The sequence below is a fragment of the Flavobacterium sp. C4GT6 genome (assembly GCF_036347315.1).
In the GTDB taxonomy this organism is placed as follows: domain Bacteria; phylum Bacteroidota; class Bacteroidia; order Flavobacteriales; family Flavobacteriaceae; genus Flavobacterium.
This window is the reverse complement of the sequence record NZ_JAZGZU010000001.1, coordinates 187,749-199,984: the sequence shown is the minus strand read 5'-3', so window position 1 is coordinate 199,984 and position 12,236 is coordinate 187,749. Positions and strand designations below refer to the sequence as shown.

The window sequence follows — 12,236 nt, the reverse complement described above, 5'->3', positions numbered from 1 at the left end:
GAATTTTTGAAATCGCTTATTTAAAACTTTTGCACAATTTTATGTCAATAATTACCCTTACTACCGACTTTGGCATCAAAGACCATTTTGTGGGCGCTTTGAAAGGGAAAATTATATCTGATTATGCAGAGGCTCGCATTGTAGACATTTCCCATCATATAGACCTTTTTAATGTTTCGGAAGCCAGTTATGTAATTGGTGCTGCTTACAACAGTTTTCCAAAAGGTACGGTTCACCTTATTGGTGTAGATGCCGAACTTACCAAAGAGAATAAGCACATAGCCATGCAATGGAACGACCATTACTTTATTTGTGCCGATAATGGGATTTTAAGCATCCTTACCCGAAAAGTAGTACCACAACGCATAGTTGAAATAAACATTCACGACCGTCTCCCTAGTGGAAGTACAGCTATGGATGTATTTGTAACAGTAGCCTGCCACCTGGCAAAAGGGGGATCGCTAAGCGTTATTGGCAGGGAAATACAGTCGCTTAAGGAAACCAACGAGCTTAAGGCTGTTGTGGCAAGCGATAAAAATTCTATTAAAGGATATGTAGTATACATAGACCATTTTGGTAACTGTGTTACTAACATTTCCCAAAAACTGGTTAAGGAAGTTGCCAAAGGTAGAAACTTTGAAATAACCTTTAGTACCAAAACTATTAAAGCTGTTAAATCAGGATACTCTGATTTTGCTGTAAATGAGAAGTTTTCTCTCAAGGATTATGAGGGCGAAAAGCTGGCTATTTTTAATGAGGCCGGTTACCTTGAAGTGGCCATATACAGGAGTAACCCGTTAACTGTAGGTACCGCCCGCACACTGCTTGGCCTCAAGTTTAGGGACGTGGTAAATGTGGTTTTCAAATAGTTTTGGGCAAATCAATAATAATTACACGATACAATAACAATAAAATTTAAAAAACAGTATGTTTGTACGGATTGTAAAAATGAGCTTTCAGGAAGATAAGGTGGATATTTTTCTAAATAACTTCCATGAATTCAAGCAACACATACGAAATTATCCCGGAAACCGTTTTTTAGAACTATACAGGGATAAAAAAGATCCTTCGGTATTCTTTACCTACAGTTATTGGGAAACCGAAGAAGATTTAGAAAACTACCGACACTCTGATTTGTTTGAAGAGGTATGGTCGTTTACCAAAAAACTGTTTAAAGACAGGCCTGAGGCCTGGAGTGTAGACAAAGTAGTTAGTTTACCATAAAAACATTAATAACTGTTAACCATAAACTAAAAACCAGGCATTACTAATGAAAGCATTGCTGCTACGAGAAATCAAATCCTTTTTCGGGTCGCCCATAGGGTATTTGGTTATTGCTATTTTCCTTTTGCTTAACGGGTTGTTCCTTTGGGTATTTGAAGGCGACTTTAATATACTTAACAGCGGATTTGCCGATTTAAGCCCCTTCTTTACGCTTGCACCGTGGATACTTATTTTCCTTATCCCGGCAGTGACCATGCGTAGCTTTTCTGACGAAAAGAAACAGGGAACCATAGAACTTTTATTTACCAAACCGCTTACCGTTTGGGAAATGGTTAACGGAAAATTTTTAGGAGCGCTTTTGCTAATTATATTAGCAATACTACCTACCATAGTTTATGTTTTTGTACTGTCATCACTGGGAGACCCATCGGGCAGTATAGATACAGGTAGTATAATAGGATCATACTTCGGGTTACTATTCCTTATCTCCGGATATTCGGCAATAGGTATATTTACCTCTGCCCTTTCAGATAACCAGATAGTAGCCTTTATAATGGCTGTTTTCCTTTGTTTTGTATTCTACTATGGTTTTGAAGGTATTTCTGCCATAGCTGGAGGCTTTAGTGATTTTGTTTCGGCTTTAGGTATGGATTACCACTTTAAAAGTATTAGCCGTGGTGTTATAGACACAAGAGACATTATTTACTTTGTAAGCATCACTGTACTTTTCTTATCGATTACTGTTTATAAACTTAAAACACTTAAATGGTAATGAAAAAGGGAAAACAACATATAACGAAACAACTGCTTATAACGGTTTTACTTTTACTTGCCGCTAACTTTTTAGGCAACTTTATTTTTAAACGCTTTGACCTTACACAGGACAAACGCTATACCTTATCTGAAGCAACATTAAGCCTTGTAAAAAACGTAGACGAACCTGTTTATATAGATGTACTGCTTGAAGGGAATTTCCCCGGTGAGTTTAAACGTCTTCAAACAGAAACACGTCAGTTACTGGAAGAGTTTAAGGCTTATAACCCAAATATTAAATTCCACTTTGAAAATCCGCTTGCCGAAGAGGAAACAAGACAGCAGGATATGCGTATGCTTTACAGCAGGGGCTTAACCCCTATTAGCGTTACTGTAGACGATAAGGGTAAACAGAGTCAGGAAGTGGTATTCCCGTGGGCTATTGTAAGCTATGGTGATAAAACAACCAAAGTACAGCTTCTTAAAAACATGATGGGCGCCTCTACTGCCGAAAAGGTAGTGAGTTCGGTTCAGCACCTTGAGTATGCTTTTGCCGATGCTATCAATAAGGTTACCAAAGAGAAAGAAAAGAAAATTGCAGTTATAAAAGGAAACGGAGAGTTACATGAGTTACTGATGGCCGACTTCCTTAAACAGGTACGCGAAAACTATTTCATAGCCCCGTTTACGCTTGATTCGGTTGCAAACAACCCAATGAATACGCTAAAATCACTTAAAGACTATGATCTTGCCATTATAGCAAAACCAACACTGGAGTTTACCGAAGAGGAAAAAGAAGTACTGGACCAGTATATTGTTAACGGTGGTAAAACCCTGTGGATGGTAGACGCTGTACAGGCCGAAATGGATAGCTTATATAATGAAAGTGGCAGAACGCTGGCTTTCCCGCGTAAGCTTAATCTGGACGACATGTTCTTTAAATATGGGGTCAGAATTAACCCTACATTGGTTAAAGATGAAAGGGCTACACCTATATCACTGGCTGTGGGGCAAATGGGTAGTGAAACACAGTACCAGCAATACCTGTGGCGCTTTGCTCCGTTTGTATATGCCGAGTCAGACAATCCTATTGTGAAAAATATGGATGGGATTAAGTTTGACTTTGCCAACAGTATTGATACACTTAAAAACAATATAAGTAAAACCATATTACTACAGTCGTCTCCCTACTCAAAAGCTATAGGTACGCCAACACCTGTTAGCCTTGATATGGTAAACGAAAAAACTAAACCGGAGGATTACGAAGGTCAGGGTTATTCAACGCTTTCTGTATTACTGGAAGGTCAGTTTCACTCTATGTATGAAAACAGGGTACTCCCTTTTAAAGATCCATCATATAAGTCTGTTGGAGTTGATAATAAGATGATTATTATTTCCGATGGTGATATTATAAAAAATCAACTGGACCAAAGTTATCAGCCTCTTGAACTGGGATATGACAAATGGACCAATCAGATTTATGATAACAAGCTTTTCCTTATGAACTGCGTAAATTATCTGTTAGATGATACAGGACTTATTAACATAAGAAGCAAGGAAGTGCAACTGCCAATGCTTGATAAGGAAAAAGTTTATGAACAGTACACGACCGTACAGTTTATAACTGTCGGATTACCAATCATAATTTTACTTGTGTTCGGCTTACTGTTTACATTTTTACGAAAAAGGAAATATTCCCGATAGTGTTAATAAAAAATATTTCACATTCGGTTTGATTACGATATATTTGTGAAACGTAATTTTTACGAAAATCAAAGACCAAAGAAATGAAATTTATTGTATCCAGTTCATATTTGCTAAAACAGCTTCAGGTACTAGGGAGCGTTATCAACAGCAGTAACACACTGCCAATATTAGATAACTTCCTTTTTGAATTAGATAATAACCAGCTTACGGTTTCTGCTTCAGATCTTGAAACTACCATGTCTGCCTCTCTTGAAATTGATTCAGAAAGCCAGGGTAGCGTTGCCGTTCCGGCAAAACTGTTACTGGAAACCCTTAAAACTTTCCCTGAGCAGCCACTTACTTTCACAGTAGAGGATAACAACACTATAGAGATAAGCTCTAACTCAGGTAAATATGCACTTGCTTATGCATCTGGTGAGGAGTTCCCTAAAGCAGTATCGCTTGAGGATCCTTCTTCTACCCTTGTTCCTGCAGAGGTACTTGCCACTGCTGTTAGCAAAACTATCTTTGCTGCCGGTAATGACGACCTTCGCCCTGTAATGTCAGGTGTATTTTTCCAGTTCTCTCCGGAAGGACTTACGTTTGTAGCTACCGATGCTCACAAACTGGTTAAATATGCAAGAACCGATGTAAAAGCATCTCAGGTTGCTGATTTTATCATGCCAAGAAAACCGCTTAATATTCTTAAAGGTATATTAGCAACATCTGACGCAGAGGTAAAAATTGAATACAATGACTCTAACGCTACGTTCTCTTTTGACAACTACATACTAACCTGTAGATTAATTGACGGTAAATACCCTAACTACGAAGCGGTTATACCTAAAGAGAACCCTAATAAGCTATTAATAAACAGAACTTCTTTCTTAAGCTCTGTACGTCGTGTGGCTATCTTCTCTAACAAGACAACACACCAAATACGCCTTAAGATTGCTGGTACTGAACTTAACATCTCTGCCGAGGATATTGACTACTCAAACAAAGCAGAAGAAAGACTTACGTGTGATTACCAGGGAGACGACATGCAAATAGGTTTTAATTCGCGTTTCCTTACAGAAATGCTTACCAACCTGCAAAGCGACGAAATTATGCTTGAAATGTCGTTACCTAACCGTGCAGGTATCCTTACTCCTATTGACGGACTTGATGAAGGTGAGACTGTTACCATGCTGGTAATGCCGGTTATGCTTAACAACTAAGTCCTAGCCTTTTACAAACACAGTAATTCCCAATAGTTATTATTACAGGGACTGATATAACTGTGTCATAGCTACGCTATTATCCAACCCTTTTTTATATTTAAAAACCGCAACACTTAATTGTATTGCGGTTTTTTTATGTTGCTAATAGTATTAGCAATTATGAATTAATAAAACGAATAATATCTTCATTAAACTTTTGCATATGGGTATAAAAAAGTCCGTGTGGGGCATCATCATAAATCAAATACTCACTGTGCGGAATATATTTAACCGTTTCTTCGGCAGAAACATCAATAGGGACAGTTTCATCGTCCTTACCGTGTATTACCAGTGTAGGTACTTTTATAGTTGGTAAATCCTTCCTAAAATCGGTTGTAGACCACGCCTGCATTGATTTTATAGCTGCATATCCTGCCGAATTCATAGCCATATTAAGCGTGTGCTGTAAATGCTCATCACTCACAGGGTGACTAAATATGTTTACCCCAAAAAATGTTTTCCCGAAGTTAGATAAGAAATGGGCCCTATCCTGCTCCAGTTGCACCTTAATATTCTCAAACACATCCTGTGGCATACCGGTAGGATTATCATTTGTTTCCAGTAAAAAAGGAGTTACGGCACTTACCAATATGGCTTTACTCACCCTGCCATCTTCATTATATTTAGAAAGATAACGGGCTACTTCCCCTCCTCCCATCGAGAACCCTACAAGGGTAACATCGGTAAGTTCAAGTTCCTCTATAAGAGCTTTTAGGTCGGATGCAAAAGTATCATAATCATATCCTTCCCAAGGGCGGGAAGACATCCCGAAACCACGTCTGTCGTAGGCTATAACTCTTATATTGTGTTTTGGCAATTCATTTAGCTGGTATTCCCACATGGCATGGCTTAAAGGCCAACCGTGAATTAGTATTACCGGTTTGCCCCTGCCTGTATCCTGATAAAAAATATTGACTTGTTCTGAACTGCCTGATAAGCTAACAGAATTTGTTGTAATAAATGGCATAGCTGTTTTTTGTTTTGAATTAATAATACCTAAAGTTACTAACCTCAAAAAACAACATTAAACTGATTAAGAAATATTTAGCTGTTAATAAACGTTAAACCTGAAACTGTTATATAACACCCATTTTTTCCATAAGGAAAGTAGCACTTTTATTTTTACAAATTCCATCCCTTAACTTATAATCAAAGTAAAGATCGTTGTCTACAATTTGAGCTTCAAAACAACTGTTACGCAAATCTTCAGGATATTGTGCGGTAGTGTTACATACTTCAATATCGTGGGTTGCTATAGCGCCTATGGCTTTACGTGCTACCATTTTCTTTACAACCTCAATAGTTCCTGTTTGCTTATCATCAGAGTTTGTACCACGCAAAATCTCGTCTAGTAATACAAATGCCCTTTCTTCTTCTAAACTGTCCATAATTTGCTTTAAACGCTTTATTTCGGCATAGAAATACGATTCACTGTCGGAAAGAGAATCAGAAAGCCTCATAGATACCAAAACAGGTAATGGATGTATATTAGCCTGTGCAGCACAAATCGGAGCTCCTACTCCTACCAGTACCATATTTACACCTAAGCTGCGTAAAAAGGTACTCTTACCCGACATGTTAGAACCTGTAAGTATCATAAATCGCGGAGTGAAATCAATATCATTCCCTATCCTTGTCTTAACATTTAGTAACGGGTGGGCAACATCTGTAAAGCTTACCTTATAGTCGTTATTAAGGCTTGGGAAGGTGAATTCAGGATTATTGTAATATAAGTTAGCCAAACTGTTTAAAGCTTCTACCTCGGCTATTATATCAAGCCAGTGTGAAATGGCCTCAGCGTGTTCTTTTTTCCATTTTAAAAGCGTGTTTAGTGTATGTACATGGAATAAAAAAGCGCCGTTAAACAGTATCATGGCAAAAAGGTTGTTTACCGTATCCATCCTTGAGAGCAGATCTGAGAGTCTTCTTATCTGCTCACTAGCCTTATGGTTTTTCAATACAAGTTTTTGCTGTAGTCCTTTTAGTTTATCACTTGTAAACGATTCCTTTTCAATTTGCTCTATTATGAGTCCGTAATTGTGTATAATTTCATGGATTTCGGTTGTATCGGCAATTTCAGACTTTATCAGTTTAAACTGCGTAGAAAGAAAACCAAGATTAAAAACAAACAAAAAACCTGAAACATCCAGGTAATACCTATTCCCTGTTATCCAATAGGCAATAAGCGCAAATGCTAATAATATAGGTAACACATAAGCGGCAATAAGGGATGATATTGATATTCCCTTCAGATTACTTTTACTCCATCCTATAAGCTTTTTATATATCGTTCCGTTATCCTTATTCATTTTCCCCATAGCCATAATTTCCTGCCTCCATTCGGGCTTAGCACTTAACTCTTTAATAGCCTCCTGATTTTTAAGTATATCATCCTGAGGTAATACATTAAGCAGTAATAAAGCTAATTTTTCTTTCCCTTTAAAGGTTTGGGTACGGTTCATATTATGGAATAGTGACCTGTTACCAAAAATATCCAAATCGTACGAATAGGTATGGTGAAAATCAATAAACTCCTCCCCATTTTCAAACGGAATACATTCTTTTTTCAAAAAGGTCATTTCATCTATATTGATTTTCTTTAATGCTCTTGCCCTTGTTCTTGCTTTAGAGATGGCTCCGTGCTTCTTCATAAGAAAAGCAAAAACAATTATACCGATTACTATACCAATTAAATAAACAAAATCCCCTTCTGTTTTAAGTAACTGCCAGCCAAAAAATAAAATTCCCAATACCGCTACAAGCCTTAAAAAACTAATAATATTGTACTGTTTTTTTAGTTGTTCCAACTGCTGGGTAAAATGGGTAAGTCTTGAAGAATAAAAATCCATAGGTAAGAGGTTTGTTAAAGCGCAAATATAAGTATTGACTTATAAAAAATCCCGCCTTTCAGCGGGATAGTATATTTAATTTTCATGGAATATCAACAATGGCACTTTGGTATGATAAGCCATTTTTTTGGTAAGACTCCTATGGAAAAGACCTTCAAAAAATCCTCGTTTGTGTTTACGCATAACAAGCATATCCACATGCTGGCTCTCTATAAAGTCAAGAATAGTCTGTTCTATATGATCTCCGGCTATATTAAAGAAATCGATATTTTTATCCCTGTAATACATTCTCCATTCGGCAATCCTTTCATCAATATCTGTAGGATCGTCAGGATTTTTAATATAAAGGCACTGTATTGTTGCTTTAAACTTATCGGCTATTTCAAGAGCACTTTTTAAAGCATCATTGTCTTTTTCCCTATATTGGGTTGTAAAGGCTATGTTTTTTATCCTGTGATGAAACTCGGCTTCCTCAGGTATCGCAAGCACCGGAACATCTGAATTAGAAATTACAGAAGCGGTTGTAGAGCCTATAAATGTTTCCCTTAACCCCGAAGCACCTTTAGTTCCCATAACTATAAAATCGACATCCTCATCTTTGGTCACTTTGTTTATATTGTATACCAAATCTCCATACAGCAGCATATTTTTAATTCTTACGTGCCCCAACCCTTTTTTCTCGGCAATTTTATGAAGTTCCGGTAATTCTTCCCTAAAACTCTCAAACTGGTTCATTTCTACAATGTCAAAAATTTCCTTAGTCATTTCCGGCATTGGCGGAGTATCAACTATTGGCAAGTCATATACATGTAAAAGAATGAGCTCAGCGTCAAAGCTATCGGCAAAGCGCAGGGCATATACAAAGGCGGCTTTTGCGGCCTGAGAGAAATCCGTAGGAAAAAGAATACGTTTCATAAATAAGTACGAAGTTGATGTAGTGTAAAGTTACAAAAATTATCGTCTTAAAATTATGACATTTATCACTGTTGTTTGTAAGGTTTTTGTTAAAAAAAAAGACCGGCTAAAAGCCGGCCTCTCCTATAAGTGTGTTTGCTTGTGTTTTTTAATTAACGTTGTTAAAAGTATCTATATACTCTCCTGTAATGGTTACATTGCTTCCTTTTGTTACGTTACCATATACTGTAATTGATGAACCCGCACCTACAAACTCCAGTGTAGAGTTGCTGTTTAATACAAGGTTACCATATATAACTACACTACCTTCAATTCGTAATACAGCATTACTGTTAACATTAAGCGATAACCAAGGGTTGTTTGCCTGTCCCTGAGCCAGTGAACCTTTCATGTAAAAAGTACCGTGACTGTTTACGTTTAGTCCCTGAGAAACCGACAGTGAACCACAGAAAGTAAGGTTAGAGTTTGAATTTACATTCACTCCCTGTAATGAAGCCGATCCTTGGTATTCTTTAGTTTGGTTAGAGTTTACGTTTAACCATGATGATCCGTTGTAAGTTGGGAAATCTGTACAGTCAATAGTTTGTACATTAGTCATAATACGGGCTATTTTAAGGCCTCCGTTACCCATGGCAGCAAAAATGTATTTGTCTTTACTTACCACATAGTTACAAGAGCCCTCAAGGTTAATAGATCCCATAATATTAAGTCCCTGATTTCCATTTCCGTTCTCATAAATATAAAGTCCGGCACCACCATTAGCGATATATACCTTGTCATCGTTTACAGATACCGCGTTTGTTGTAATATCTGATGAATCTACGCCGTCAACAAATGTTGGTACGTTTATAGTTTGTGTTTTATTACCTGAATTGTAGTTGTACACCCCAAGTCCGTTGTAACCTTCGGCAACCAGAAGGGTATTGTTACCTAAAAAGTCTATTGTTCTTTTTGCAGAAGCAACATCCTGTGGAGTAGCAAAAGTAGTTTGCTGATTCATGTTGTTTGCGTTATACACTTTTACTCCCTGAGTTCCGCTTAAAACTACAACTTTGTTACTGTTGAATGCTACCGCTCTTAAATCATTTACCGGGATAGTAGCTTCAATCTGATTGTTAGACTTATTTACTTTTACAAGTTCACCGTTATCTCCAGATACTGCAAAATACTTGTTACCGGATGATGTTACAGATGTACCTACATTACCCACAATAGTAGTTTGAGTATAGTTAGTACTCAAAAGTCCGTTAGAAAGTGTCATAGCTGCTGTAAAAGCTGGTGAATCAAGCTCTGGGAAAGTATCAGTACTTGCTGCACCTGCAACATATAAAACTCCGTTATCGTATGTAAGCGAACTAATATCGGTATCTGGTAAAACAGCCTGCATTACCAGTTGAGGAACAGCAGGGTTTGAAATATCAATTACATCAATAGCTCCAGAGTAAGCCTCTCCTTCTGTATTGTAAGATACATAAGCATAGTTACCGTTAATTGCAACATGAGTAGCTTTCAGGGTTAAATCTCCATATACAGGTGGCTGTACTTCAGCAACAAGCTCAAGAGGGAAATTTCCGGCAACATCTTCGCCGTCTCTGCCAGCTATAGGAAGGTCTACATTTAGTACTCCTGAATTGTCAAATTTAATTCTTTGATTTAGGGATTGGGAATCGGTGTTTAAAATAATTTTTTCCTGTACGTCCGGTGTGTTTACCGAATTGTCGTCATTGTTACAGGAAATCATTAATACCATTGCTCCTACAAGAGCGCCTAAGCGGATAAAACTCTTATTCATAGTCAGTTTTGTGGGGGTGAAAAATTATTTAACTGATTGTAATATTTATTTTTTGAATTTCATTATTCAAATTATAATGCAAATGTAACTAAAAGATTTTCAATATATAACTCATAGATAGACGAATGGTAACATTTACACGACGAATGAACAAATGTTTGCGTTGTGTGTTTAATAACTATCTTTGCAAAAAACTTTTGTTTATGATTTTACAGGACACCATTGTAGCACTTGCAACACCTTCGGGAGCCGGAGCCATAGCCATTATACGCTTATCAGGTAAAGATGCCATCACTATAGCATCTAAGGTTTTTCGTTCGGTTTCCGGTAGGAATATAACTAAACAAAAAACACATACCATACACCTTGGTCATATTGCCGATGACAATAAAATTTATGACCAGGTATTACTATCCCTTTTTAAAGGACCTAACTCCTACACCGGAGAAAACACTATAGAAATTTCCTGCCACGGTTCTACCTTCATACAACAGCAAATTATTCAGTTACTGTTGCGTAGTGGTTGCCGTATGGCTAATGCCGGTGAGTTTACACTAAGAGCATTTCTTAACGGTAAACTGGACTTATCGCAGGCTGAAGCAGTAGCCGACCTAATTGCCAGTGATAATGAGGCTTCACACCAAATTGCTATGCAACAAATGAGAGGTGGTTTTTCTAACGAAATTGCCAAACTACGCGATGAGCTGCTAAATTTTGCCTCTCTAATAGAGCTTGAGCTAGATTTCTCTGAAGAGGATGTTGAGTTTGCCGACCGTACCCAATTCCATGATTTGCTGAACCGAATTGAGTTTGTACTTAAAAGATTAATCGATTCATTTGCTGTAGGTAATGTTATTAAAAATGGTATTCCCGTAGCTATTGTAGGAGAGCCTAATGTTGGTAAGTCTACCCTGCTTAATGCTTTATTGAATGAAGAAAGAGCCATTGTATCTGACATTGCCGGTACAACACGAGATACTATTGAAGACGAACTGGTTATAAATGGTATAGGGTTCAGGTTTATTGATACTGCCGGAATCAGGGAAACCAAAGATGTAGTTGAAAATATTGGTATTAAAAAGACTTTTGAAAAAATAGAGCAAGCTCAGGTTGTTATTTACCTTATAGACGGTTCGGCATTGGCAAATGATAGCGAATACCTTAACCGACTTAAAATTGAGATTGAAAAAATAAAAAACCAGTTCCCTTTAAAACCTCTTATTGTTTTAGGAAACAAAGCCGACAAACTTACTGATGTTGAAAAAAACGAAATTACTTCAGCTATTGAAGAACTAATGCTTATTTCGGCTAAAGAAAATACAGGTGTTGAGGATCTGAAAGATAAGCTGCTTTCTTTTGTAAACACAGGAGCGTTACGAAACAACGAAACAATAGTAACCAATACCAGGCATTATGATTCGTTATTGAAAGCCTTAGATGAGATTCAAAAGGTACAGTTTGGGCTAAACTCTAATCTCCCTGCCGATCTTATGGCTATTGATATTAGGCAGGCGCTATACTACTTTGGAGAAATTACTGGTCAGGTTACTAATGATGAATTGTTGGGTAATATTTTTGCTAATTTCTGTATTGGTAAATAGCAGGCGCAAAACATCGCAAGACAACACAAACAAAACCAGTTAAATTGTTATAAAACAGCAATTTAACTGGTTTTTCATTTTTAGCCACTTTATCTTTATTTGGTGATGTTTGGCTCAAATTTGTACCCCATTTGTACCTCGCCACCAAAGTTGT

10 protein-coding genes are annotated in these 12,236 nt (G+C 37.3%); 6 read left to right on the top strand and 4 right to left on the bottom strand.

Annotated elements, in window-relative coordinates; translation table 11 throughout:
* Positions 1–41 precede the first annotated feature (41 nt).
* From V3Z67_RS00810 to dnaN, 5 genes are all read left to right on the top strand, one after another.
* Complete coding sequence (locus V3Z67_RS00810; protein WP_157483566.1) at positions 42–869, top strand: SAM hydrolase/SAM-dependent halogenase family protein; 828 nt, start codon at positions 42–44, stop codon at positions 867–869.
* A gap of 58 nt (positions 870–927) precedes the next feature.
* Entirely contained in the window at positions 928–1,224 is a 297-nt protein-coding gene (locus V3Z67_RS00805; RefSeq protein ID WP_330441533.1) for a putative quinol monooxygenase, read from the top strand.
* 46 nt (positions 1,225–1,270) lie between these two features.
* Positions 1,271–1,996, top strand: a complete 726-nt coding sequence (gldF, locus tag V3Z67_RS00800) for a gliding motility-associated ABC transporter permease subunit GldF (RefSeq protein ID WP_330441532.1) — start codon at positions 1,271–1,273, stop codon at positions 1,994–1,996.
* Positions 1,996–3,681 carry a gliding motility-associated ABC transporter substrate-binding protein GldG gene (gene gldG / locus V3Z67_RS00795; RefSeq protein WP_442902252.1) on the top strand — a complete coding sequence of 562 codons (1,686 nt, stop codon included), beginning with the start codon at positions 1,996–1,998 and terminating at the stop codon, positions 3,679–3,681. Before gldF ends, gldG begins: the two co-directional genes overlap by 1 nt.
* An 83-nt stretch (positions 3,682–3,764) precedes the next feature.
* The gene (gene dnaN, locus V3Z67_RS00790) at positions 3,765–4,883 is read left to right on the top strand and encodes a DNA polymerase III subunit beta (RefSeq protein ID WP_035130739.1); all 1,119 of its coding nucleotides are present in this window, start codon (positions 3,765–3,767) and stop codon (positions 4,881–4,883) included.
* Between the two features lie 160 nt (positions 4,884–5,043).
* On the opposite strand, the gene V3Z67_RS00785 is transcribed toward dnaN, so the two are convergent.
* From V3Z67_RS00785 to V3Z67_RS00770, 4 genes are all read right to left on the bottom strand, one after another.
* On the bottom strand, positions 5,044–5,892 hold the full coding sequence (locus tag V3Z67_RS00785; RefSeq protein ID WP_330441530.1) for an alpha/beta fold hydrolase: 849 nt from the start codon (positions 5,890–5,892) through the stop codon (positions 5,044–5,046).
* 109 nt (positions 5,893–6,001) lie between these two features.
* Entirely contained in the window at positions 6,002–7,774 is a 1,773-nt protein-coding gene (locus V3Z67_RS00780) for a MutS-related protein (protein WP_330441528.1), read from the bottom strand.
* A 75-nt stretch (positions 7,775–7,849) separates the two neighbouring features.
* A complete protein-coding gene (locus tag V3Z67_RS00775; protein WP_330441527.1) occupies positions 7,850–8,689 on the bottom strand; it encodes a universal stress protein in 840 nt (279 codons plus the stop codon).
* Between the two features lie 148 nt (positions 8,690–8,837).
* Positions 8,838–10,481, bottom strand: a complete 1,644-nt coding sequence (locus V3Z67_RS00770; RefSeq protein WP_330441526.1) for a hypothetical protein — start codon at positions 10,479–10,481, stop codon at positions 8,838–8,840.
* Between the two features lie 203 nt (positions 10,482–10,684).
* On the opposite strand from V3Z67_RS00770, the gene mnmE reads away from it, so the two are divergent.
* Complete coding sequence (gene mnmE / locus V3Z67_RS00765; protein ID WP_330441525.1) at positions 10,685–12,082, top strand: tRNA uridine-5-carboxymethylaminomethyl(34) synthesis GTPase MnmE; 1,398 nt, start codon at positions 10,685–10,687, stop codon at positions 12,080–12,082.
* Positions 12,083–12,236 lie beyond the last annotated feature (154 nt).